Origin of the sequence: Pseudomonas sp. EZ-C24 (genome assembly GCF_014525325.1) — a bacterium.
GTDB classification, from domain to species: domain Bacteria; phylum Pseudomonadota; class Gammaproteobacteria; order Pseudomonadales; family Pseudomonadaceae; genus Aquipseudomonas; species Aquipseudomonas shirazensis.
In genome coordinates this window covers 39324-63212 of the sequence record NZ_JACDIU010000015.1, presented here as the reverse complement: position 1 = coordinate 63212, position 23889 = coordinate 39324, and the positions used below count along the sequence as shown (strand labels likewise).

Annotated in this window: 22 protein-coding genes and 1 pseudogene; 10 read left to right on the top strand and 13 right to left on the bottom strand. The window is 62.8% G+C overall.

Annotated elements, in window-relative coordinates; genetic code table 11:
* Nucleotides 1-15: 15 nt before the first annotated feature.
* Nucleotides 16-723, bottom strand: coding sequence for an SOS response-associated peptidase family protein (locus tag IDM28_RS15375; RefSeq protein ID WP_150570758.1), 708 nt, complete (start codon nucleotides 721-723; stop codon nucleotides 16-18).
* A 102-nt stretch (nucleotides 724-825) separates the two neighbouring features.
* Between IDM28_RS15375 and IDM28_RS15370 the strand changes: the two genes are divergently transcribed.
* Nucleotides 826-1257, top strand: a complete 432-nt coding sequence (locus IDM28_RS15370) for a LexA family protein (RefSeq protein ID WP_101321117.1) — start codon at nucleotides 826-828, stop codon at nucleotides 1255-1257.
* Nucleotides 1258-1259: 2 nt separating this feature from the next.
* Here the strand turns inward: IDM28_RS15370 and IDM28_RS15365 are convergent, their stop codons facing one another.
* Nucleotides 1260-2540, bottom strand: coding sequence for a Y-family DNA polymerase (locus tag IDM28_RS15365; RefSeq protein ID WP_188036406.1), 1281 nt, complete (start codon nucleotides 2538-2540; stop codon nucleotides 1260-1262).
* A 250-nt stretch (nucleotides 2541-2790) separates the two neighbouring features.
* Here IDM28_RS15365 and IDM28_RS15360 point away from each other — a divergent pair, with 250 nt between their 5' ends.
* Nucleotides 2791-4731: a methyl-accepting chemotaxis protein gene (locus IDM28_RS15360; protein WP_188036405.1), complete on the top strand. Its 1941-nt coding sequence runs from the start codon at nucleotides 2791-2793 to the stop codon at nucleotides 4729-4731.
* 116 nt (nucleotides 4732-4847) lie between these two features.
* Here IDM28_RS15360 and IDM28_RS15355 read toward each other — a convergent pair whose 3' ends face one another.
* On the bottom strand, nucleotides 4848-5165 hold the full coding sequence (locus IDM28_RS15355) for a helix-turn-helix domain-containing protein (RefSeq protein WP_150570764.1): 318 nt from the start codon (nucleotides 5163-5165) through the stop codon (nucleotides 4848-4850).
* Entirely contained in the window at nucleotides 5152-5472 is a 321-nt protein-coding gene (locus IDM28_RS15350) for a transcriptional regulator (protein WP_188036404.1), read from the bottom strand. The genes IDM28_RS15355 and IDM28_RS15350 overlap by 14 nt, the downstream gene beginning before the upstream one ends.
* A gap of 289 nt (nucleotides 5473-5761) precedes the next feature.
* Here IDM28_RS15350 and IDM28_RS15345 point away from each other — a divergent pair, with 289 nt between their 5' ends.
* Genes IDM28_RS15345 through IDM28_RS15330 form a run of 4 tightly spaced genes read left to right on the top strand, consistent with a single transcriptional unit; the run spans nucleotide 5762 to nucleotide 10174 of the window.
* Complete coding sequence (locus tag IDM28_RS15345) at nucleotides 5762-8002, top strand: TonB-dependent siderophore receptor (protein ID WP_188036403.1); 2241 nt, start codon at nucleotides 5762-5764, stop codon at nucleotides 8000-8002.
* A gap of 23 nt (nucleotides 8003-8025) precedes the next feature.
* A complete protein-coding gene (locus tag IDM28_RS15340; protein WP_188036402.1) occupies nucleotides 8026-8313 on the top strand; it encodes an iron transporter in 288 nt (95 codons plus the stop codon).
* Nucleotides 8310-9845: a PepSY-associated TM helix domain-containing protein gene (locus IDM28_RS15335; protein WP_188036401.1), complete on the top strand. Its 1536-nt coding sequence runs from the start codon at nucleotides 8310-8312 to the stop codon at nucleotides 9843-9845. The genes IDM28_RS15340 and IDM28_RS15335 overlap by 4 nt, the downstream gene beginning before the upstream one ends.
* Nucleotides 9842-10174 (top strand): DUF3325 domain-containing protein, encoded by a 333-nt coding sequence (locus tag IDM28_RS15330; protein ID WP_188036400.1) that lies wholly within the window; start codon nucleotides 9842-9844, stop codon nucleotides 10172-10174. The genes IDM28_RS15335 and IDM28_RS15330 overlap by 4 nt, the downstream gene beginning before the upstream one ends.
* Here the strand turns inward: IDM28_RS15330 and IDM28_RS15325 are convergent, their stop codons facing one another.
* Nucleotides 10175-10744 (bottom strand): biliverdin-producing heme oxygenase, encoded by a 570-nt coding sequence (locus IDM28_RS15325; RefSeq protein ID WP_101321104.1) that lies wholly within the window; start codon nucleotides 10742-10744, stop codon nucleotides 10175-10177.
* 104 nt (nucleotides 10745-10848) lie between these two features.
* Between IDM28_RS15325 and IDM28_RS15320 the strand changes: the two genes are divergently transcribed.
* Nucleotides 10849-11388 carry a histidine phosphatase family protein gene (locus IDM28_RS15320; protein ID WP_181108111.1) on the top strand — a complete coding sequence of 180 codons (540 nt, stop codon included), beginning with the start codon at nucleotides 10849-10851 and terminating at the stop codon, nucleotides 11386-11388.
* Nucleotides 11389-11488: 100 nt separating this feature from the next.
* Nucleotides 11489-12535: a DUF1176 domain-containing protein gene (locus tag IDM28_RS15315; protein ID WP_188036399.1), complete on the top strand. Its 1047-nt coding sequence runs from the start codon at nucleotides 11489-11491 to the stop codon at nucleotides 12533-12535.
* 33 nt (nucleotides 12536-12568) lie between these two features.
* Here the strand turns inward: IDM28_RS15315 and IDM28_RS15310 are convergent, their stop codons facing one another.
* The 3 genes from IDM28_RS15310 to IDM28_RS15300 form a co-directional block, all read right to left on the bottom strand.
* Nucleotides 12569-13354, bottom strand: a complete 786-nt coding sequence (locus IDM28_RS15310; RefSeq protein WP_101321097.1) for a sulfite exporter TauE/SafE family protein — start codon at nucleotides 13352-13354, stop codon at nucleotides 12569-12571.
* A gap of 168 nt (nucleotides 13355-13522) precedes the next feature.
* Nucleotides 13523-15409 carry a methyl-accepting chemotaxis protein McpA gene (gene mcpA / locus IDM28_RS15305; RefSeq protein ID WP_150570771.1) on the bottom strand — a complete coding sequence of 629 codons (1887 nt, stop codon included), beginning with the start codon at nucleotides 15407-15409 and terminating at the stop codon, nucleotides 13523-13525.
* Nucleotides 15410-15585: 176 nt separating this feature from the next.
* Nucleotides 15586-16464, bottom strand: a complete 879-nt coding sequence (locus IDM28_RS15300) for a LysR family transcriptional regulator (RefSeq protein ID WP_188036398.1) — start codon at nucleotides 16462-16464, stop codon at nucleotides 15586-15588.
* 107 nt (nucleotides 16465-16571) lie between these two features.
* Here IDM28_RS15300 and IDM28_RS15295 point away from each other — a divergent pair, with 107 nt between their 5' ends.
* Entirely contained in the window at nucleotides 16572-17000 is a 429-nt protein-coding gene (locus IDM28_RS15295; RefSeq protein WP_150570772.1) for a PACE efflux transporter, read from the top strand.
* Between the two features lies 1 nt (nucleotide 17001).
* Here IDM28_RS15295 and IDM28_RS15290 read toward each other — a convergent pair.
* From IDM28_RS15290 to IDM28_RS15275, 4 genes and pseudogenes are all read right to left on the bottom strand, one after another.
* A pseudogene (locus IDM28_RS15290) lies at nucleotides 17002-17976 on the bottom strand (hypothetical protein); the annotation flags it as partial.
* A gap of 74 nt (nucleotides 17977-18050) precedes the next feature.
* Nucleotides 18051-18746, bottom strand: a complete 696-nt coding sequence (locus IDM28_RS15285; RefSeq protein ID WP_101321089.1) for a GntR family transcriptional regulator — start codon at nucleotides 18744-18746, stop codon at nucleotides 18051-18053.
* Nucleotides 18747-18762: 16 nt separating this feature from the next.
* Nucleotides 18763-19470, bottom strand: a complete 708-nt coding sequence (locus IDM28_RS15280) for a FadR/GntR family transcriptional regulator (protein ID WP_101323070.1) — start codon at nucleotides 19468-19470, stop codon at nucleotides 18763-18765.
* A 69-nt stretch (nucleotides 19471-19539) separates the two neighbouring features.
* Nucleotides 19540-20850, bottom strand: coding sequence for a C4-dicarboxylate transporter DctA (locus IDM28_RS15275; protein ID WP_101321087.1), 1311 nt, complete (start codon nucleotides 20848-20850; stop codon nucleotides 19540-19542).
* 401 nt (nucleotides 20851-21251) lie between these two features.
* Between IDM28_RS15275 and IDM28_RS15270 the strand changes: the two genes are divergently transcribed.
* On the top strand, nucleotides 21252-22955 hold the full coding sequence (locus IDM28_RS15270) for a putative bifunctional diguanylate cyclase/phosphodiesterase (protein ID WP_101321085.1): 1704 nt from the start codon (nucleotides 21252-21254) through the stop codon (nucleotides 22953-22955).
* A gap of 73 nt (nucleotides 22956-23028) precedes the next feature.
* Here the strand turns inward: IDM28_RS15270 and folD are convergent, their stop codons facing one another.
* On the bottom strand, nucleotides 23029-23883 hold the full coding sequence (gene folD / locus IDM28_RS15265; protein WP_101321083.1) for a bifunctional methylenetetrahydrofolate dehydrogenase/methenyltetrahydrofolate cyclohydrolase FolD: 855 nt from the start codon (nucleotides 23881-23883) through the stop codon (nucleotides 23029-23031).
* Nucleotides 23884-23889 lie beyond the last annotated feature (6 nt).

Sequence of the window (23889 nt, the reverse complement as noted above, 5' to 3'; positions counted from 1 at the left end):
GCCGCTGCCTTCTGCCTAGAACAGCGTTCCTTGCACTGTTTCCAGCACCAGCAACTGGGCACCTTCATTGCGCATGTTGCCTACGTCTTTGCTGACCGCAAACCACTCGAAATCAGCCACCGGCAAGCACTGCTCACGGGCCAGCCGTTCAGCCTGCTCGGCGGGTAGTTGCGGGTCGAGCCAGGCCCGTGCCTGTTCCGGCGCCAGCACCAAGGGGCGGCGGTCGTGGATATCGAGCATGCCCTCATCACTGGCCGCGGTGATGATCACGAAGCCATCGCCCTCGTTCGGCTCAAGCCCGGCTTGCACCTGCGCCAACGCTGCCATGAAAATAGGCGCCCGGCTTTTCAAACGGATGAAATACGGCTGCTTGCGCTTGGGGTCGGCCGGGTCGACCACCCATTCATACCAACCATCGGCCATCACCAGTGCCCGGCCTTGCGGCCACAGCGGTTGAAAGAACTTGCCGGTAGTCACCGTCTCGACCCGTGCATTGATCGGCGCTGGGCGTTTGCCGGTGGCCCAGAACGGCGCCCAGCCCCAATGACACGGGTCGATGCGCAGGCCGTCGGCGGCGTTGTGCAGGATCAGTACACGGCTGCCCGGGGCGACGTTGTAGCGGTCGATCGGCACGTTGTCGTAGCCACTGATGACATCCTGCTCGGCGTCCAGCTCACGCAGATAATCGGCCAGGCCTTGCGACTGAACAAAGCGTCCGCACATTGCAGGTCTCCCACTTGTCGAAATTTCCTACGCCGAAATTGACCAAAGCCGTGGCGCCCGATTAACTGTATATCCGTACAGTTTAATTGCAAGGCGTGCCTCATGACTACCATCCTTGGCCCCATCGCAGCCGGCGCAGGCGCGCTGTCACGCTATCTGTTCAGCGTGCCGGCAGGCTTTCCCTCGCCTGCGGCGGACCACATGGAGCAGCCGATCTCGCTGGACGAGCTGTTCAACCTGCGCGCGCCGCATATGTACCTGGTGAGAATAGACGGCGACAGCATGCAGGACGCGGGCATCTTCGATGGCGACCTGGTGCTGGTCGATCGCTCGATCGAAGCCCAGCACGGCCATGTGGTGATCGCCGCCGTCAATGGCGAGCCATTGTGCAAGCGGCTGCACAGAGTTGGCCGGCAGGTGGTGCTGCGCTCGGACAACCCGCGCTTTGCCCCGCGGCATATCCTCGAGGGCGACGAGCTGGCGATCTGGGGCGTGGTCACCTTCAGCGTGCGCAGCCACGATCCCAAGGCTTGAGTTCAAGATCGGGCACGCCAGAGAGCATTGAATTGGGTGGTGAAACTCTGGCTCATCAACTCGCGGCGCATCTCCCAATCCGGTGCCGCTGGCACACTGGCCGCGCGCATGGTGCCCGAGCCCCAGCGCCCGTTGATGTCATCCATCACCTGCATCAGGCGATCACAAGTCGGCGATTGTCTGGGGGCGAACAGGTCATCTGAAAACTCCCCCGGTTGGCACAGGTCCATCAACAACACCTCGGCCTTACTGTAGCGAAAGCCTGGGCGAAAGATCGTGCCTACCGCCTCCAGCGCCATGCGCGTAAGCAGCCGTACGTCGTCGGTGGGGTAGGGCAGTTGCACCACTACGCCGCTGGCGTACTTGGTTTCTTCGGGGTTGAACATGCCGGTGCGGATGCTCACCCGCAGCTTGCGCGCCAGCGAGCGTTGCGCGCGCAGTTTCTGGGTGGCGCGCATGACGTAGGTGGCCACCGCCTGCCTGATCGGCTGCAACTCGCTGACCCGCTCGCCGAACATGCGGCTGCAGCAGATTTCCTGGCGCGGCGGCTCCTGCGCCTGCAGTTCCAGGCAGGGCGTGCCGGACAACTCGCGGGCGGTTTTTTCAACTACCACGCTGAACTGCTTGCGTAGGCTCCACGGGTCGGCCTGAGCCAGGTCCCAGGCGCTGCGGATGTTCAGCGCGGTGAGGTGCGCCGCCATGCGCGGGCCGATACCCCAGACGTCCGAGGCCTGGCACTTTTTCAGCACCCAGTCGCGCCGTACCGGGTCGCGCATGTCGTAGACCCCGCCGGTTTGCGCGGTCCAGCGCTTGGCCGCGTGATTGGCCAGCTTAGCCAGGGTCTTGGTACCGGCGATGCCGACCCCGACGGGAATGCCGGTGTGCTTGAGAACACGCTCGCGAATGTCGCGGCCCAGTTGCTCGAGATCGCCAGGCACGCCGCTGAGGTCGGCGAAGGCTTCATCGATCGAGTACACCTCGGTGGCCGGGACCATGCCTTCGATCACCGTCATTACTCGCTGGCTCATGTCGCCATACAGCGCGTAATTGGAGGAGAACGCCACCACGCCGTGACGGCGCAGCACATCCCGCACCTGAAAGTACGGCTGGCCCATCTTTACCCATTGCTTGGCCTCGGCGCTGCGGGCAATGACGCAACCGTCGTTGTTGCTCAGTACCACGATCGGCGTGCGTACCAGGTCGGGGCGGAACACCCGTTCGCAGCTGGCGTAGAAGCTGTTGCAGTCGATCAGGGCGAATACGGGTGAGGTGGCGGTTGGCATGGCGGCTGGCTTTTTGCTGTATATACATACAGTAAACAGCTGCGGTTTGGGACGGTCAAGTTGGCCGCGACCGCCGGCCCGGCGACGTTGGTAAAGTTGACTTATGGATCAACACCAATCGCCGGTTTAATTGTGTACAGGAGATTAGCTAAAGATATAGATCCGTGCGGCCGAAACAGTGTGAGTAGCAGGTCGCCACTACTGCCCAGCAGCGGCCATTTGCCCCCGCCCTACATGGATGGTCGTGACAGTGAAAATAAAAACCAAATTGATCCTTGCCTTCGTCTCGGTAGCCTTTATCCCAGTCAGCGTGGTCGGGGTTATATCGGTGCTGAATATCCGCGCCGATGCACTTGAACAGTTTGTCGATGGCAGCACGCGGGAAATCCGTCAGATAGACGGCAACATGCGTCAGTTCTTTGATGCAACTACGCAAAACGTCGATCAACTGTCCGCTGATCCTGTATACACTTCAGTAAGTACTTTAAAACAGTACACCAGTCCCGACGCCGCCAGTCAGCCAATGCCGGCTGCGGCGCAGCAGGTCATTGATCAATTCGCCCGCTATGGTTCGACTCACCCGGCCGCGGCGATTCTGTCCATCGGCCTGGAAGACGGCAGTTACGCGAAATGGCCGGATGATCCCAAGCTTGCCAACTACGATCCGCGCACGCGGCCTTGGTACAAGGCGGCCATGGCCAGCCCGAACAAGACCGTGCGCACCGCTGCCTATTACTACGACAAGGACGATGTGGCGCTGGTCGGCACTGCGCGGGCATTGCTCGATGACGCCGGCAAGCCCAAGGGTGTGTTCGTCGTCAGCGTCTCGCTGAAAAACCTCACCGAGCTGATCAAGAGCATCAAGCTCGGCAACAGCGGCTACGTGATGCTGGTCGAAGACGGCACGGTGCTGGTCGACCCACGCGACGCCAGCCACAGTTTCAAGCAGCTCAAGGACCTTGGCGAGCCTTACGCGCATCTGGCAGCGACCGCGCAGGGCTCGACTGAAGTCGAGATCGATGGCGTCAACTACATGGCCAACGTATGGACTTCTCCAGGCCTGGGCTGGCGCTTTGTCGGCCTGATCGAGAAGCAGGAAGTGATGGCTGCGGCCACGCGCATGAGCTATCTCACGGCAGTCATCGTCATCTTGCTGGCGCTGGTATTTGCGGTGATCGCGGCGGCGTTCTCCAAGCTGATCGTCAAGCCCATCGGCCAGGTCAGCACCGGCTTGCAGTCGATCGCCGAAGGCGAGGGTGACCTGCGCCGAGATCTGCAGGTGCAGGGCAAGGATGAAACAGCTGAGCTGGCCGGCTGGTTCAACAAGTTCCTGGCGGCGATTCGCCAGCTGATCCAGCGCATCGGCGCTGCGTCGAGCAATCTTGAGGACGCTTCGCGGGTCAATAGCGAGGTGGCGAGCAATATGAACGAAGCCGCCGGGCGTCAGCGCGAAGCAGTCGAACTGGTGTCCACTGCATTCAACGAGATGGTCGCCACCGCCAACGAAGTTGCGCGCTCGTGCAGCAGCGCTGCCGATGCTGCCGAAAACGGCCACCGCCGTGTCGCTGAGGGCAAGCAGCAGATCGAGCAGACCACCGACAACGTCAACCGCCTCGGCATGCGCTTGAGCGAGTCGTCTCAGGCGATGGTCGAGCTGGAGCAGGGCAGTCGCAGCATCAACCAGATCCTCGGCACCATCCGCGCCATTGCCGAGCAGACCAACCTGCTGGCGTTGAACGCTGCGATCGAAGCTGCCCGCGCCGGTGATCAGGGCCGCGGCTTTGCCGTGGTGGCCGATGAAGTGCGCGCGCTGGCCAAGCGTACCGCTGACTCCACGGGCGAAATCGACCTGCTGCTCAATACCCTCGGCAGCAAGACTGCAGAGGTCTCGGAGAAGATGGACAGCTGCCTGGATCTGTCGCGGGCCAGCGTGTCGTCGATCGAGAGTGCGCGCGACAGCTTTGAAGGGATTCAGTTGTCGGTCAATGAAATCCGCGACCAGAACCTGCAGATTTCCGCAGCGGCGGAGGAGCAGCACAGCGTTGCCGAAGAGATCAACCGGCATATTCAGCAGATCTATGACGAAGCGCAGCTGGTCGAGGGCCTGGCCAGTTCGGCGCAGGCTGACTCCGGGCGGTTGTCGCAGCTGTCGCAGGAGTTGAATGGGTTGGTTGGGCGGTTCAAGTCCTGACAGCTAGGGCCGTACATTGGCTTGATGATTAGGGCAACCATTTGGGTTTCGGGGCTGCTGTGCAGCCCCTTTCGACTGGATTGCCGCCCCGCCAAGGGGTTTCACGTGGCAGGGTATCAGTGGCGATTCTGCAGCACCTCTCGAAACACGTCCGGGCGAGAGGCCGCGATATATAGCAGCGAGCGAGCCGCACCAGAAGGCGCTCGACGCCCTTGTTCCCACTCCTGAAGGGTTCGAATCGAAACACCCAGCAGTTCTGCGAATTTAAGCTGCGATAGCCCCGTCTTGTTACGCGCCTCAGCGGCTTCAGTCACTTCAACCTGATGCACTGCGCCGTAGCGGCCGGCTTTCACATCGCGGATCGACTGCAGTAATTCTTCGCCGATGTCGCGCTTGGCGTCCCGAAGCATGAGCTCTGTCTCACTCAACGGCATGGTCCAGCTCCTTCATGATCTTGCGCAGCACATGCGCAGGTATATTTTCTACAGCGCTTTTGCAGTACACGAGCAGTGTAACCAGTGCACCGTCAGCGAGTTGGGCCGTGTAGATGACTCTGACCGCGCCCCGTTTCCCTTGCCCATCCATGCTCCAGCGCACCTTGCGACACCCACCAGAACCGGCGATCACGACGCCAGCTTCTGGATCCGCAGCAAGGTACGCCATAAAAGCTCCATGCTCCTCGGCGGTCCAGTAATCCGGCCACTGCCTGGAGAAAAGCGGCGATTCGATAATGGTCAGCATACCTCATCCCTACGTCTTTGACGTAGCGATTGTGGGAGTCATAACACTGACGAGGGAAGGTCGATGTTGTATCGAGCAGTTGCTCGGCCTTGGATCGCAGCAGGCCGGCAACCTGCGCAAGTTCCCCACCCAATCTGTAAATTTCGTAAATAAGATTTAAAGTCATTTGAGAATCGTTATATTCCACATCCCTATTGGCCCCCCAAGTACTGCTTGAGAGGCCGGAGGGTGTGGGCTCTTCGGTTTCCTGGTCGGGGTTGGCATTTGCCCATGATCAGGAGATGTGTCGATGCAATCCAGAACCTCACCCAATGGCCTGGCCCTGGCTTTTGTTGCCTTGGCCACACCAGCACTGCTGGTCGCGCCGGCTCACGCCGAAGAGCAGCAAAACGCCGAGGTGCTGGACGTCCCGCTAGACAGCAATGCACTGATCATCCAGGACACTCTGGTTACCGCCGAACGTGAGGCGCGTCAGGCGCTCGGTTCGTCGATCATTACCGAAGAAGACATCAAGCGCCGCCCGCCCGCCAATGACCTGTCCGACATCATCCGCCGCGAGCCTGGGGTCAATCTGACCGGCAACAGCGCCAGCGGCGCGCGTGGCAACAACCGCCAGATCGACCTGCGTGGCATGGGCCCGGAAAACACCCTGATCCTGATCGACGGCAAGCCGTCCAATGCGCGCAACGCCGTGCGCTACGGCTGGAACGGTGACCGCGATACCCGTGGCGAGACCAACTGGGTGCCGGCCGAAGCGGTCGAGCGCATCGAGATCCTGCGTGGCCCGGCGGCGGCGCGTTACGGCTCCGGGGCCATGGGTGGGGTGGTCAACATCATCACCAAGCGCCCGACCGATGAGTTCAAGGGCAACGTCAACGTCTACACCCAGCTGCCGGAAGACAGCGCCGAGGGCATGAGCCGGCGGACCAACTTCAACCTCAGCGGTGGGCTGACCGAAAACCTTGGCTTCCGTCTGTTCGGCGGCCTGGCAAAGACCGATGCCGATGACCTCGACATCAATGCCGACGCGGCCAACAGTGCCCTCGTGGGCGGCCGCGAAGGTGTGCGCAACAAAGACATCAACGGCCTGCTGAGCTGGAAGCTCAACGACGAGCATCGCCTCGAGATGAGCAGCGGTTACAGCCGCCAAGGCAACATCTACGCCGGCGACACCATGAACAGCAACGGCGGCGGCAACGTTGATCTGATCTCCAGCCTGTACGGCAAGGAGACCAACATCATGCAGCGCAGCACCTACGACCTGACCCACCTGGGCGACTTCAGCTGGGGCACCAGCAAGACCGTGCTGGCCTACGAGTACGTGCGCAACTGGCGCCTCAACGAAGGCCTCGCCGGTGGCCCGGAAGGCGCGATCAACGACAGTGGCGCGGCTATGTCGCGGCTGCGCAACACGCGCCTGACCAGTGAGGTCAACCTGCCGTTCGCCATGGGCAGCACCGAACACGTGCTGACCCTGGGCGGCGAATACCTGTACGAGAGCCTCAACGACCAGGGCTCGTTCCGCCCGCAGAGCTTCGATCCGAGCGGCAACGGCGGCGATGCGATCAGTGGCTTTGATCGCAGCAACTCGAAGATGACTGCCAAGAGCTACGCGCTGTTCGTCGAAGACAACGTCATCATCGGCGATACCACCGTCACCCCCGGGCTGCGCCTGGATCACCACGAAGCCTTCGGTGACAACTTCAGCCCAAGCCTGAACCTGTCGCACAAGCTGACCGAGGCGCTGACCGTCAAGGGCGGCATTGCCCGTGCCTACAAAACGCCGAACCTCTACCAGTACAACTCCAACTACCTGCTGTACAGCCGCGGCAACGGGTGCAGCGTCGGCCAGACCAACTCCGGTGGCTGCTACCTGCAGGGTAACAGCGACCTCAAGCCGGAAATCAGCGTCAACAAGGAAATCGGCCTGCAGTACGACCGCGGCACCTGGCGCACCAGCGCGACGTACTTCCGTAACGACTACCAGAACAAGATCATCGGTGGCACCGACGTGATCTATGCGATCAACAGTGGTCGTCGCGTGACCCAGTGGGAAAACGCCGGCGAAGCGCGGGTCGAGGGTATCGAGGGCAACTTCTTCATCGAGCTGAGCCCGGCGCTCGACTGGAACACCAACCTGACCTGGATGCTCGACAACGACAACCGTGAAACCGGCGAGCCGCTGTCGGTGATCCCCGAGTACACGGTCAATACCACCCTCGACTGGCGCGCCACCGACAAGCTGTCGTTCCAGCTCGCCGGCACCTACTTCGGCAAGCAGAAGTCGCCAAGCTACAACTACCGCACCCAGCAGGACTACGACCTGGCAGCACAGCAGGATGTGGAAGCCTACGGCCTGGTGGATATCAGCACCGGCTACAAATTCAACCAGAACTACGACGTGCGCGTGGGCGTGAACAACGTCTTCGACAAGCAGATCCTGCGCGGCGGCAACGCCAGCAGCTCCGGCGCCAACACCTATAACCAGCCTGGGCGCGCCGTGTTTGCCTCGTTGAACATTTCGTTCTGATCGATCGGCACAAGGACCTTCTGATGAGCGAAACCCCAACCTGGCTGCGCATCCTCTCGCGCAGCGGCGCAGCCCTGTTGGGTGGCTACGCCTTCAGTTACGCCAGCACCGCCTGCCTGGCGCGGATCCTGCCGCTGGCGCCGGCGGACGCGGTGATCATCGCCACGCTACCGGCGTTCGTCTTCTATACCCTGGCGATCCTCTGGGCCTTCGCCAGCCGTGACGCGCTGCGGGCCTGGGCGCCACTGGCGCTGGCGGTGCCGTTGGCGTTGATTGGCTTCTGGCCGCAGGCGCTGCGGTGGCTGGCATGAAAAACACCTTCACTCAATCGATGGCCTGGCTGCACACCTGGGCCGGGCTGATCTTTGGCTGGCTGCTGTTCGCAATCTTTGTCACCGGCACCCTGGCGGTGTTCGACAAAGAGCTCAACCACTGGATGCAGCCAGAAATCCCGGCAAGTACAGTGTCCCAGGCCGATGCCGCCAAGCGCGCGATCAGCTACCTGCAACAGCACCAAGCCAACGCCGGCAACTGGGGTATCAGCTTGCCGACCGAACGCTCGCCGGGCTTGAGCGTCTCCACCGGCGATCGCCGCCACGGCGTGGTGGTGCCGCTCGACCCGAACAGCGGCGAGCCGCTTGCCGTACGTGACAGCGTCGGCGGCAACTTCTTCTTCCGCTTCCACTTCACCCTCGACCTGCCGCGCAACTGGGGCATCTTCGTGGTCGGCGCGCTGGCGCTGGTGATGCTTGCGGGGTTGATCACCGGCATCGTCATTCACAAGAAGATCTTCAAGGAGTTCTTTACCTTCCGCCCCGACAAAGGCCAGCGCTCGTGGTTGGACTTTCACAACGCCAGCGCGGTGTTGCTGCTGCCGTTTCACTTGATGATCACCTACACCGGCCTGGTGATTTTCATGATGATCTACATCCCCGCAGGCGTGGACGCCGTGTTCGAGGGCGACAGCCGGGCGTACTTCCAGGCCCAGGGCAATGCCCGTGTGGAACAACCGCGACGGCTGGCCAAGACGCCCGCCGAGCTGGTCGAGCTGGCGCCGCTGCTGGCCCAGGCCGAAGCTCGTCTCGGGCCAATTGGCAGCATTGGCATTCGTAACCCGAACACCGCCGCGGCGCTGATCGAAGTGCGGCCGGTGCTGGGTAACCGCATCGCGCTGACCAAAGGCAATGCAATGGTGTTCGACGGTGTCAGCGGCAAGCTGCTCAGCGACGTCCCTGAACTGCGCCCGGCGCCGCTGACTCAGCGGGTCATGGCCGGGCTGCATTTTGCGCAGTTTGGTGGCTACCCGATGCGCTGGCTGTACTTCATCTGCGGCTTGATCAGCTGCGCAATGATCGCCAGCGGGCTGGTGCTGTTCTGCGTCAAGCGTGGGCGCAAATATGCCGCTGCCGACAGCCGTGCCGATGCGGCGGCGCGACGTTGGTATCGCGTGGCTGAAGTGTGCAACGTCGGCTTTATCAGCGGCCTGATGGTCGCCTGTGTCGGCTTACTGTGGGCCAGCCGACTGTTGCCAGCGGAGCTGGCGCAACGTGAGGCGTGGGAAGTGCGGGCGTTCTTTGGCCTGTGGCTGCTGGCGTTGCTGCATGCCGGCGTGCGCCCTGCCAAACAGGCATGGGTCGAGCAGTTGGCACTTTGCGCCGTGCTGTGCGGTGGTCTGGGTGTGCTGGGTATCTTTGCCGGCGGCGTCGACCACCTGCGCCTGGGTGTCGAGGTCACGGGCCTGGTGTTGGGTATTGGCCTGGCCTTGGCGGCATGGCGTGTGGCGTGCCCCAAACCGGTGGTGGTCAAGCCGCGCGCGGCGCGCACAATGGAGGCCAAGGCATGATCAGTCTGGTGACGGGTAGCCTGCTGTTTGCCTATGCCGGCATGCTCGGTTTGTGTCAGGGGCTGGAGCGCCATTACAAACAGGTGTGGCAACGGTCACCGTCGCCAGCGCTGCGGCTGAGCCTGCGCGCGCTGGGCTGGCTGGGGCTGCTGTTGAGCTTGCTGCTGTGCGCTCAGGCCTGGGGCTGGGCGATGGGCGCGGTGGCCTGGTTTGGGGTGATCTCGCTGGCGGCGGTGATGCTGGTGATGCTGCTGCCGTACTGGCCCAGGTTCGCCGTAGCGCTGGTGGCGGCAATACCGGCGTGGGGCGTGCTGCACCTGTTCGGTTGATCAGGCCAGCACGCCGCAGTCCTGCAGCCAGTGCTCGAAGCACTCAAACGTAGCGATGGCGGCGGCCACCGTCTGTGGGTGACTGGCGGCAGGCTGGTCGAGGCGCTGCAGGAAACTGCGCCAATGCGCGCCGGTCAGCGGCCCGTACACGTCGAGAAAGCGCGCGCCGTGGTCGCCGTCGATCCCCAGGCGCTCAGCCATCGCCCGCTTGAGCACCTGACCGCCGAGGGTCGAGCCTTCGATCACATACATCACGCCGAGCACGCTGGCTTCATCGGCAGTTGCCGGCAGCGCCTCGCAGCGGGGCAGGGCGGCAACCTCTGCGCGGCTCAGGCCCAACGCCTGAAGGTCATGTTCGAGCACTGTGGTCTTGGCCCGCTCGCTGCCTTGATGGTCTGTCAGTAGCGCTTGTAGCGGGGCATGGAAGCCATAGTAAGCCTGCATCAGCCGTCGATAGGCAGGCAGGTCGAAGTCATCACGGAAAAACGGCAAGCGGGCTTCCAGACGCTGGTGACAGGCTTGGGTACCTGCGCGCAGTGCGAGCAGAAGCGGACTGGGGGTGTGGGGCATTGGCGGCTCGGGTAGAAGGGTGTGGCATCTAGACAGCATCCTACCGCAAGGTAGCGGTGGCAGCGTAGTATCAGCGCGCCTGAAGCCTGCGTTGGAGGACACCGGTGAAAGCTGTTCGCTTGACCTTGATCTGCCATGGACTGACCGATGCCCAGCGGCTCGGCCGTATGGCTTGCCCTGATGATGCGCTGGTTGCGCTGCCTTCTGCCGCTGAACTGATGGCTGATTACACGCAGGTATTGTCAGCGCCCGAGCGCCGTACCCTCGACACCGCCGGTGTGCTGGGCGATCAGGTGATGAGCGAGCCGGCCTTGGCCGACGCTGATCTGGGTCGCTGGCAGGGATTGACGCTGAAGCAGTTGCAGCGCGAGCAGCCGGATGCGCTGGCGCAGTGGCTGAGCGATCCCTACAGTGCCTCCCACGGCGGCGAATCCCTGGCTCAGCTGAGCGAACGAGTGGCCGCCTGGCTTGCGGCGTTCAACAGCCCAGGCTCGACCTTGGCAGTGACTCATCCTCAGGTGATCAGGGCTGTGCTTGGGCAACTGCTCGACTGCCCGCTGGCTGCCCTGCAGCGCATCGATGTACTGCCCCTGGCAAAACTACAGCTGAGCTTCAACGGGCAGTGGCGGGTGCGTCTGCTGTGACCTGACGCAAATCCTGGCAACGCCCGGTTGCACTTGGCGGCGCATCTGCAATGATCGTCAGGCCCGTTCAGGGCACCTCAAGGACTGCACAGGAATCAGCATGATGCACGTAACCCTCCCATGCCGGGCAGCCCTGCTCGGCCTCGCGTTGCTGCCGAGCCTGGCCGTAGCGGCTGGCCCGGAACCAGTACCGGTATATCGGCAGATCAAGGACTGGATCGTTGGCTGCGACAACACCCGCGCCTGTACCGCCGTCGCCGCAGCGCAGGAAGATACCAATTCGCTGTGGCTGGTGGTGCACCGCGAGGCCGGTCTGAACGGTGCGCTGAGCCTGCGCGTGGTCGGCGGTGCTGCCTGGGATTCGCCGCCGCTACTCGACGGCCAGCCATTGACGGCGAGCTGGCACAAGCAGCGCGACGAGTATCAGACCGTCCTGCAGGTGGACGGTGAGGCCGGCGCCGCGCTCGTGCGCCAGTTGCGCAACGGCGAGCGCCTGACAGCGGCCAGCAGCGACGGCGCGTTGCAGGCATCGCTGCAGGGCATCAGTGCGGCGCTGCTGCTGATCGATTCGGTGCAAGGCCGTATCGGCCACGCCAGCGCGTTGGTGCGCCCCGGCACTGCCGCAGATGCGAGCGTGCCACCAGCACCTACTATGGCCAAGCTGCCGCTGTTCACCGCAGCGCCCGCGCTGGACCCTGCGCAGGCCACCCAGATGCGCAGCGCGGTCATGGCCAAAGCCAAGGCCGACGGCGATGTATTTGATCAAGAGGGTGTGCGCAGCCTCGAACTGCAGCCACTCGACAGCCAGCACGCGCTGGCCCTGATCAGTTCGGAATGCGGCGCCTACAACTGCTCGTACACGCTGTACCGGGTTGGCCGCGCAGCGCCTTACGTGATCAGCGAGCTACCATTCGAGGCGCCGGCAAGTGAGGTGGTCGACAGCCGCTTGACCGGCTATGTCGCGTTCGATTCGAACAGCGGCGAGCTGTATGGCTTCGACAAGGGCCGCGGGATTGGCGACTGCGGTGTCAACGAGATCTGGCGCTACGACGGTGAGCGCATGCGCTTGCTCAGCCTGGCCAAGATGGACCGCTGTGCGCAGGTTTCTTCAGAGTATTGGCCGGTGCTGTGGCGTGCCGACAAGTAACGGCAAGGGCTGCGCTGCAGCCCCGGAAGAAGGTCAGAACGCCAGCTTGTAACCGATCAGCAGCAACATCGCCGCCAGGCATGGGCGCAGGACGTTGTCGGAGATGCGCCCGCTGAGGTGGCTGCCCAGGTAGATGCCCGGCAGCGAGCCCAGCAACAGATAACCGAGCAGCGACCAATCCATGTTGCCCATGCCGGCATGGCCAAGGCCCGCGACCAGCGTCAGCGGCACGGCGTGAGCGATCTCGGTGCCGACCAGGCGGCGGGTAACCAGGAACGGGTACAGCAGGAACAACGCTACCGTACCCAGGGCACCGGCGCCGATCGAGGTCAGGGTCACCATCACGCCGAGGATCACCCCGGTGAACACGGTCAGGCCGTTGAGGGTGCGATCGCTGAGGTGATAGTGGTCGCCGGCATGGCGGCTGGCAAAGGCCTGCAGGCGCGATTTGAACAGCAGCGCCAGCGCGGTCAGGATCAGCACCACAGCCAGGCCTTGCTTGATCACCGCATTCAGCGCCGAGGTGTCGGCATGCAGCGTGCTGAGGAACCACAGGGTTAGCGCCGCGGCAGGCACGCTGCCCAGGCTGAGCCAGCCGGTGATCTTCCAGTCGATGTTCTTGTTGCGCCCGTGCACCCAGACGCCACTGGCCTTGGTAATAGCAGCATAGAGCAGGTCGGTGCCCACGGCAGTTGCAGGGTTGACGCCAAACCAGAGCAGGATCGGCGTCATCAACGACCCGCCGCCAACGCCAGTCATGCCAACGATGAAACCTACGATTAGCCCTGCAATGGTGAAACCGAAAGAACCTACATCCATACGTTACTCGACTGCCCAACTTGCCCGTGATCGGATGAGCGCAAGCATATAGGTAGTTGATATAGCCAAATAGATTTGTTGGTTATTAGGTTATAACCGGGTGCGGGAGGGTGTTGCGGGCAAGCCCCGCGCCGTAGCTGGCGCGGGGCTTTGTCACGCGGGGCTGGATCAGATACGGAAACTGCCGACCAGCTGCTTCAGACGCCCCGCCTGCTGGCTCAGCGCATCGCAGTGCTGCAGGGTCTCGTTGAGGTTCTGCACGCCTTGCTGGTTGAGGGTGTTGATCTGGGTGATATCCAGGTTGAGGCTCTCGACCACGGCGGTCTGCTCTTCGGTGGCGGTGGCCACCGACTGGTTCATGCCGTCGATTTCACCGATCCGCTGCGTGACGCTGGCCAGCCGCTCACCGGCCTTGTTGGCGACCTGCACGGTCTGCTCACTCGACACCTGGCTGGCGTTCATGGTGTGCACCGCCTCACGCGAACCGACCTGCAGGCTGGTGATCATGCGGTGAATCTCTTCTGCCGACTCCTGCGTACGGTGGGCAAGGTTGCGCACCTCGTCGGCAACCACGGCAAAGCCACGGCCGGCTTCACCGGCGCGGGCAGCTTCGATGGCCGCGTTGAGCGCGAGCAGGTTGGTCTGCTGGGAAATCCCCTTGATCACATCAAGGATCTTGCCGATGTCGTCAGTGCTGGTGTTGAGGATTTCGATCTGCTCGCACGACTCACTGATTTTCAGCGACAGTGCGGTCATCGCCGTGATGGCATCGTCGACCACCTGGCGGCCGTCATGGGCCTGGTCGCTGGCGCCGCTGGCGTGTTGCGAGGCGTCGGCAGCGTTGCGGGCAATTTCCTGGGTCGCGGCACCGAGCTGATTGATCGCTGCCGCGACGCTGTTGGTGCGCATGCTTTGCTCTTCCGAGCCGCTGATCGAGGCATTGGAGGCACTGACGACTTTTTCCGAGAGGTCATGGACCAGGCGGGTCGCCGAGGACACCTCGCTGATGGAAGCATGGATGCGCTCGACGAAGCGGTTGAACGAGGTCGCCAGTTCGCCGAACTCGTCCTGGTTCTGCACGGTGAGGCGGCGGGTCAGGTCGCCTTCGCCTTCAGCGATGTCGCGCATGGCGCGGCCCATGGTGGTCAGCGGGCGCATCAATACCGGGATCAGCAAACCGAGCAGACCGGCGATGGCCGCTACGGCAACCAGCATGGCAATGATTGCCGAGGTGCGGAACTGGCTCAGCGCGGCATAGGCCTTGTCCTTGTCGATGGACAGGCCGATATACCACTTGGCCGACGGCAGGCCGTTGATCGGGGCGAACGAGATCAGCCGCTCCTGGCCATCGAGCACCACGTCCTGCATGCCCGGCTCGACGCGCAGGTTGGCGGCAGGGTAGATGTCCTTGAGGTTTTTCATCACCTGGGTCTTGTCCGGGCTGACGATCACCTGGCCGTCGCGGTCGGCCAGAAACGCATGGCCGATGCCGCCGAAGTCGACCGAGTTGATGATCTCGACCAGGGTGTCGAGCGACAGGTCACCGCCGATTACACCGAGCAGTTGGCCGTCGGCCTTGGCTTTGACCGGGGTGGCAATGGTCACCACCAGGCCGCCGACGGCGCTCTGGTAGGGCGGCGTCAGCAGGGTCTGGCCGGCGCTGACAGCGGCGCTGTACCAGGGGCGCTGACGCGGGTCGTAGGTGTCGGGCATCTTCTCGTCAGGGCGCTGGGTGAATACGCCATTGGTCTGGCCCAGGTAGGTGAAGAGGAAGTTGCGGGTGTACGAAGGCTGGCCGATCAGTCCGGCCAGGTTATTGCCAGCACCTTGCTCGGCAATGTCTTCAGCGAGGTTTTCCAGCACCAGGATGCGTCCACTCATCCAGTTTTGCACGCTGCTGGCAGTCAATGCGCCGGCCTGCTGCACCGACGATTCCAGGTTCTGGCGAATCGTACTGCGCTGCAGGTAGTCGTTGTAGAGGGTAAACAGGGCAAATGCCAGCACCACGACACCGCAGGCACTGAGGAGAATCTTGTGGCGGAACTTCAGGTTCATGTTTCGAGACCTTGAGCCATGTTGAGAGGACGCCGGGCGCTTGTGACGCGATGACGGCTTACTTGATTTCTATCGGCTCAAGCCGGACAAAACTGATAGGCCAGTGCGGCTTTATTTAGTGCACGGCGACGGACGGTGAGCGTCGGCTGGTTTGCCCATGCTGCAGTGCCTTGCGGCTAACGCTCAGTCAGCAGCTCGACCAGCATTCGCGCGCCCTGCGCCAGCGGCTGCTGTTTGCTCCAATAAGCATGCACGGGCAGCTCCAGGGCGTTCTGGGTATTGCCGAAATCCAGCTGCAGCAAGCGCCCGGCGGCGACCAGTGGGGTGACTCGAGAGGCCGGGAAGTCACCCCAGCCCAAGCCTGCCTCGACCAGCTGCAGGGCCAGATCGAGGCTGTTGCTGCGCCAGTGTGCGGCGCCGATCAGCGTGCGTGGATCAGCCAGCGGCAGCTCGCTGCTGCAGACCAGAATCTGGCGCACATTGACCAGGTCTTCGAGGTAGCGGATGCGCTTGCCGTTCAGGGCCGGATGATGCGGTGCCAGGGTTGCCAGTAGCGACTCCTTGCCGATGTTGTGAAAGCTGCGACGCGAGTCGACCTTGAGCTCGGCAAACGCCAGGCACAGGCTCACCCGTGCACTGTCGAGCAAGTGCAGGGCCTCATCCTGCGGCGCGCTGATCAGCTCAACGTCGAGCAGCGGGTAGCGTGCGCTCAAGGTCGCAATGGCTTGCAGCAGGGGTTGGTGGTCGATGTCCGGCACCACCGCAATGGCCAGGCTGCTTTCCAGCCCTCTGGACAGCTCCAGCGCATGCACCTGCAAGCGGCCCAGCTGGTCGCCGATCAGCCGTGCATGAGGCTCGAGTGCCAGTGCTTGCGGGGTAGGGCGGGCCTCACGCGGGCCTCGCTGAAACAGCGGGTAGCCAAGCTCAGCTTCGAGATTGCCGATTGCCATGCTCACCGCCGATGGCACCCGGCGCAAGGCGCGGGCGGCGGCCGAGAACGAGCCGTGGTCGAGGACGGCGAGAAACAGCTGGATCGTGTCGCTGGAAAAATTCATGGTCGGTCAGGCTCCTGTCAGCAAAGCTGATAGCAGCTGACTTTTCCTGTCAAGTCTACTGAAGCATCCTGCGCGCCTTCGGTGAACGCAAGACGTGAGGTAACGCTGTGCAAGGTGTCAAACGCAAACTGGTCTACGTGACTTTCTATGAGCTGATCGGCCTGTGCATGTCGACACTCGGGCTGGCTTATCTGTCCGACACCCAGGCGTCACATACCGGGCCGCTGGCGGTGATGATCACCACCATCGCGATGCTCTGGAACCTGATCTACAACAGCCTGTTCGAGTACTGGGAGGCGCGCCAGAGCAAGCGCGGGCGCAGCGTGGCGCGGCGGCTAGCGCATGCCATCGGTTTTCAGCTGACCCTGGTGGTATACCTGATCCCGCTGATTGCCTGGTGGCTGGACATGACCTTGCTTGAAGCACTGGTGGTGGATCTCGCGTTCATCATCTTGGTGCCGTGCTACACCTTTGCCTACAACTGGGCATTCGATCGCCTGTTCGGCCTGCCCACCTCGGCCATGGCTACTGCTTGAGCAGCAGGCCATCCTCGATCTGCCCCGACAGGTAATACACCCCGGACATCGCCCCACTCTGGCGGTTGTCCATCAGCTCGCGCCACTCCTGGTTGAGGGCAACGTTGAGGATCACCCGCAGTTGCTCGACCATCTGCGGTTGCTCTTGGTCGTGGCTGATCATCGCGATGCCGGTAGCGGCTACCGAGATCAACGCCCCGGCGGCCTTGCCCACCGCCGCCGCCACCGCACTGGCAATACCGCGTGGGGCGAGGGTGGCGCTGAGCTTTTCACTGGCGCGAGTGGCCACCGACGACAGGCCGAGCTGGGTTTGGCTGGCGAGTTTGGCTGCCTGTTGATTGAGGTGCTGGCGCAGCGCAAGCCAGGCTGGTTGCTGCGCCAGGGGTTTGGCTCTGAGCAGTTGATAGAGGCTGGCATCCCGCGCAGCGGGTGGGCCTAGTGCGATTGCCTTGACCCGCGTGAGGCGTTGGCTGAGCTGGTCGGGCGGGGCGTTGTAGCGCTGGATGATGGCCGTCAGTTGCTGGGCAAACAGTTGCAGGTACAGCTCGCTGGCGCGGTCACGGATGGCTTCGGGGTTGATCTCCCGTGCCACCGGCTCGAGTACGCGCTGGTGATACTGCTCCTGCAGATACAACGCCAGGCGCTTCTCGGGTGGCTCGGCACCGTTGCCGCTGTTCATCTTGTACCAGGCGACTTTCAGGGTCAGCCACTGCTGCGTCCAGTAGCCGGTGAACCACGGGATGAAGTCGCTTTCGGTGCGTTTCTGCACCTCGTCCTTCCATACTCGCATCGAGCGCCGCGCATAGTCGTTGGCCGAGCCGGTGGCAGCCAGCGAGGCGTTGATCAGTTCGCGATCGACCTGCTGCCAGGCGCCGACATTCAGAGCGACCGGGGGCGGCGCAGTGGGCCGCTTGCCGGCACAGCCGCCTACCGCCAGCACCAGGCAGAGCAAGAGCAAGCCACCACGCGCATTCATGCCGGCGCCTCCTTGTGAAGAGGCTGAGGGGATCAGCTGATTATAGGTAGGCAGCGGCCCCGCGGCAGTTTTTGCTAAAGGCTGTGGTCCTGGCCGAGATCGAGCTTGGCTTCGAGCCGGTCCAGATGCTCGTGCATCAAGGTCAGCGCCGCGCTGCTGTCGCCACTTTCAACGGCATCGATGATCGCGGCGTGTTCTTCCCAGGCGCAGTGGTCGCAGCAGGGTGACTCATAGCGGGCAATGATCAACGAAGTCATCGGCACCAGGCCATTGAGAAAGCGCGCCAAGGGTGCGTTGGCGGCCATCTGCGCAAGCTTCAGGTGGAACTCGCCGCCGAGGCGGATCGCCGTGCAGCGCTCGCCCTGTTCATGGTGCTGGCGCTCGCGCTCGACCAGTTGCCGTAGTTGCCGGATCTGATTGGGGCGGGCCCGTTGGGTCGCCAGGGTGATCAGGGTGGTTTCGGCCAGGCGGCGGGCGCTGAGCACTTGCCGCGCCTGTTGCGGGTCGGGTGCGGCCAGGTGCGCGGTATGGCTTGGACGCTGCACCACCACTTGCTGATCGGACAAGCGCCCAAGCACCCGCCGGATCACCGTGCGGCTGACGCCAAAGGCGTCGCCCAGAGCCTGTTCCGGCAGTGCACTGCCAGGTGGCAGGCGCTGTTCGAGGATGGCGTCGAACAAGCGTGGGTAGATCTGCTCGGCAGAGAGGCGGGTCTCGCCGGCGCCGAGCAGGGCAGGCAGGGGCTGGGCGGCGTGGGCGCAAGCGGTCATGGTCGCTCTCCTGGAGTCATGGGCCGGGGTGTTCGTCCGGGATATTCAGTTCGATACCCATGCGCAGGCCTTCCTGGAGGATGTGCCGACGCATCTGGGCACTGGCCTGGGCGCTGTTCTTGTCACGGATGGCACGCACCACGGCTTCGTTCTCACGCAGGCGCGCAGCCAGGTGCTCGGGCGAATTGCGCAGCATGTCGGCGCTTTGCTTGAGGGCATTGCCGGTCTGTTGCACCACGCTCTGGAAAATCGGGTTGGTGGTCAGGGCAAACAGCTCCTGGTGGAAGGCGATGTAGGCGTTGACGCCAGCTTCGCTGTCGCTGGCGTCTAGCGCCTCGCGCATGTCCATCAGGGTCAGGCGCAGTTGGCCTATGTCCTGGCTGTTAGCCGACTGCGCGACCAGGCCGACGATAAACGGCTCAAGGGTGTAACGCAGTTCGAGCACGTCAGCCAGGCTGGCAGCGCCGACGGCGTCGCCGACCGGCTCCTGCGCTGCGGCGGCGTCAGCGTCCAGGACCAGCACCCCTTTGCCCGGCAGCGAGCGCACCAGGCCGAGGGTTTCGAGGACGGTTACCGCTTCGCGCAGGCTCGGCCGGCTGATGCCCATCTGTTCGGCCAGCTCGCGCTGGCCGGGCAGCATTTCACCGCTGCGCCACTGGCCGCGGGCCAGCGCCTGGCGCAGTTTTTCCACTACTGATGTGACCACGGTCGATGAACTGATCATGGGTCGTTTCCTGATAAAAGTTGCATAACGCTCCTGAAACAGGCCGGCATCGCTGCCGGCCTGTTTCAATCAGAACTCCTGTTGATGGGCGATGGGTTGTTTGCGCGGCTGGTGGGCAAAGCCCGGTTTGCCGCTGAGCACGTTGTTGGCGCGCTCCAGGTCGATGTCTTTTTCCCAGCGGGCGATGGCCACGGTGGCGACGCAGTTGCCGATCAGGTTGGTCAGGGCGCGACCGATACCCATGAACCAGTCCACTGCCAGCACCAGCACCAGGCCAACCACCGGGATCGCCGGCACTGCGGTCAGCGTGGCTGCGAGGATCACCAGTGCCGAGCCGGGGATGCCGTGGGCGCCTTTGGAGGTGACCAGCGATACCAGCAAGATGGTCATCAGGTCAGTCATGGCCAGCGGCGTGCCGGTGGCATTGGCGATGAACACGATGGCCAACGTCAGGTAGATCGAGAAACCGTCGAGATTGAACGAGTAGCCGGTAGGGATCACCAGGCCAACCGTCGAGCTACCGATACCGAGGTGCTCGAGCTTGCGCATGATCTGCGGCAGTACAGCGTCGGACGAAGCGGTGCCCATGACGATGGTCAGCTCTTCACGCAGGTACTTGATCAGTGGCAGCAGGCGCAGGCCCGACAGGCGCATCACGGTGCCGAGCACGACCAGCACGAAGCCGGCGCAGGTCAGGTAGAACAGCGCGACCAGGCCGCCCAGGTGGTGCAGCGACTCCAGGCCATATTTGCTGGTAGTGAAAGCGATCGCGCCGAACACGCCAATCGGTGCCAGGCGCACGATCATGCCCATGATGCGGAAGATCACATGGCTGAGTTCGTTAATCAGGCGCGAAATGCCTGACGCGGCTTCACCAACCAGGTTCAGGGCACTGCCGAACAGCACCGAGAACAGCAGCACCTGCAGGATGTTGTTGTCGGCGAAGGCGCCGATGACCGAGGTCGGGATCAGGCCCATGAGGAAGGTGGCGGTGCTGTGCACCTGCTGGCCGCGGTCGGCGAGGCCATTGGCGTCGGCAACAGACAGTTGATCCAGATGGATGTTGGCGCCGCTACCGATGCCGGTACTGAAGGCGAACACCAGGCCGATGACCAGGGCAATAGTTGTCAGTACCTCGAAGTAGATCACCGACTTGAGGCCGATGCGCCCGACCTTTTTCAGGTCGCCGGCACCGGAAATGCCACTGACCACCACGCAGAACACGATCAGGCCGATGAGCATCTTGATCAGCTTGATAAAGCCGTCGCCGAGGGGTTTCAACTGGAGGGAGACCTCAGGGAAGCTGAGGCCGCAAACGATACCAAGGACCAGCCCTAGCACCACCTGAAGGAAAATCGAACGCGAGCACCACTTAAGCATGGGAGGAGTCTCAGATCGGTGTCCTTGCTTCGATGGAGCAGCGGGCCAAAGAGCGCAGGACTTAATTATTGTGGTCTTACCGGTTTGTTCAGTGCCCGATCATAAAACCGCGAAATTTCCTACATTGCAAGTGAATTTGGCCTGACCGGTCTGACCAGTTGCGAGCTATTGCATCTGGCCGCTCTGGCGCGGGAAATTACCTGTGCAAGCGCTCGAGCCAGAGCAATTTGCTGTGCAGGGTGCGGCAGATGCCGCTTGAACCCAAACGGCGCTAGCCAGTGCGCTGATGCTTTGGCCTCATTTCCATTCTCGGCATGGACACGTAGAATCCGCCGCTTTTGCTTGAGCGGCCGCCTGATCTGTATGGATGAAGCGGTTCAAGCGCTGGGCCAGGATGGCATATGGACGATAACTACCGCGCGGCCGTGGACGCGGCCGCGATTTTTTCCGAAGCCGACCTGAGCGGGCGTATCACCTACGTCAACCAGCAGTTTTGCAGCATCTCCGGCTACAGCCGGGAGGAACTGCTCGGCGCCAACCACCGGATCCTCAATTCGGGCCTGCACGAGCCTGAGTTCTTCCTCGACATGTGGCGCGCGCTGGTGGCCGGGCAGGTCTGGAAAGGCGAGATCTGCAACCGTGCCAAGGACGGTTCGTTGTATTGGGTCGACAGCACCATGGTGCCGTTGATTGATCCGGCGTCGGGCAAGGTTCGCAAGTACGTTTCGATCCGCTTCGACGTGACCGAAAAGCGCCAACTGCTGCACACCCTGCAGTGGCGGGTCGGACACGATGTGTTGACCGGGCTGCCCAATCGCGCCTACCTGTCCGATCTGCTCAATCAGGCCCTGGCTTTCTCTCGCAGAGAGAACATTCCGTTGGCCGTGTGCATGCTTGATCTGGACCGGTTCAAGGCGGTCAACGACGGCTACGGGCATGCTGCGGGTGACCGGTTGCTGGTGGAAGTGGCGAGCCGTCTGCAAAAGATCTTGCGCGCAGGGGACTCGGTGGCGCGGCTGTCAGGGGATGAGTTTGTGCTGATCCTGCGCCATGTAAAGGACAGTGACCAGCTGCATGCAGGCCTGCAGCGCATCCTCGATGCCCTGGCGGCGCCTTATCCGTTACGCGAGCAGACCGTGATCGTCAGTGCGAGCATCGGCGTTACCCTATTTCCGCAGGATGACGAGGATGCCGACACCCTGGTGCGCCATGCCGATCAGGCCATGTATGTTGCCAAGCAGCGCGGGCGCAACCGTTACCACCTGTTCGACGTGACGCAGGAGCTTGAACTCAAGGCCACTCACCAGACCGTGGCGCGGGTTCGCCAGGCCCTGCATGACGGTGAGCTGTGCCTGCATTACCAGCCCAAGGTGAATATGCGCAGCGGGGAAGTGCTGGGCTTTGAAGGGCTGCTGCGCTGGCAGCACCCGCTCAACGGAATGGTGATGCCTGGAGATTTTCTGCCATTGGTCGAGCAGACCGACCTGATCGTCGAACTGGGCGAATGGGTGATCGAGCAGGCCTTGAGGCAATTGCAAAGCTGGCACACGCAAGGTCATCAATGGTCGGTCAGCGTCAACATCGCTGCGCGTCATTTGCAGCGCGCTGATTTTGCCGAGCGTCTGGAGCAATTGCTGGCGCGCCATGCCTCGGTCGATCCGGCGCTGCTGGACCTGGAGATCGTCGAGTCGGTCGCCATCGAGAATATCCAGCACGTCAGCCAATGCCTGGCGGCTTGTCAGGGCCTTGGGGTGCGTTTCTCGCTGGACGACTTCGGTACCGGCTATTCCTCGCTCAGCTACCTGAAGCGATTGCAGGCGCAGACGATCAAGATCGACAAGTCGTTCGTGCGGGACATTTTGCATGATCAGGATGACCTGGCTCTGACCCGGGCGGTGATCGGCCTGGCTCGGGCCTTTGGCCGCGAGGTCATCGCCGAGGGTCTTGAGACTCACGAGCACGGCCTGGTATTGATGGCGCTGGGCTGTGATCTGGCTCAGGGGTATGCGATTGCGCGGCCCATGCCGGCGGCGGATGTGCTGGTGTGGGCGCACGGCTACGTGCAGCCAGAGCAGTGGCCTGGTGGAGTGCTCAAACGTATCTGACGAACTGGGCTCAAAAAAAACGGCACATGAGTGCCGTTTTTTTACGCTGTAGCAGCCGTGGCCACCATTGACCTTATTTATGCAGCTCTTGCGCCGCATACAAGGTGTTTTCCAGCAGGCAGGCGCGAGTCATCGGCCCAACGCCGCCTGGTACCGGCGTAATCCAGCCGGCACGGGGCAGGGCGGTCTCGTAGACCACATCGCCGACCAGCTTGCCGTCTTCCTGGCGGTTGATGCCGACGTCGATGACGATCGCGCCCGGCTTGATCCACTCACCCTTGACCAGGCCCGGCTTGCCCGCCGCAACCACGACCAGGTCGGCGCGGCCGACGTGTTCGGCCAGATCCTTGGTGAAGCGGTGAGTGACGGTCACGGTGCAGCCAGCCAGCAGCAGCTCCATGGCCATCGGCCGGCCAACGATATTCGAGGCGCCGACGACCACAGCGTCCATCCCGTACAGGTCCTGGCCGGTGCTTTCCAGCAGGGCCATGATGCCTTTCGGGGTGCATGGGCGCAGCAGCGGGATGCGCTGGGCGAGGCGGCCGACGTTATACGGATGGAAACCGTCGACGTCCTTGTCCGGGCGAATCCGCTCGAGCAGCAGCGAAGCGTCGAGGTGCGCTGGCAACGGCAGCTGCAGGAGGATGCCGTCGACTGCGGCGTCCTCATTGAGCTGGTCGATCAGGTCGGTCAGCGCTTGCTGGGAGGTTTCGCTGGGCAGGTCGAACGCCTGGGAGATAAAGCCGACCTCTTCGCAGTCCTTGCGCTTGTGCGATACATAGACTTGGGAGGCGGGATCGGTGCCGACCAGGATCACTGCCAGGCCTGGCGTGCGCAGGCCTTGCTGGCGGCGCTCCACGACCTGTTGAGCGATCTGCTGGCGCAGGTTGGCGGCGATCGCCTTGCCATCGATAAGGTGTGCAGTCATAGACGC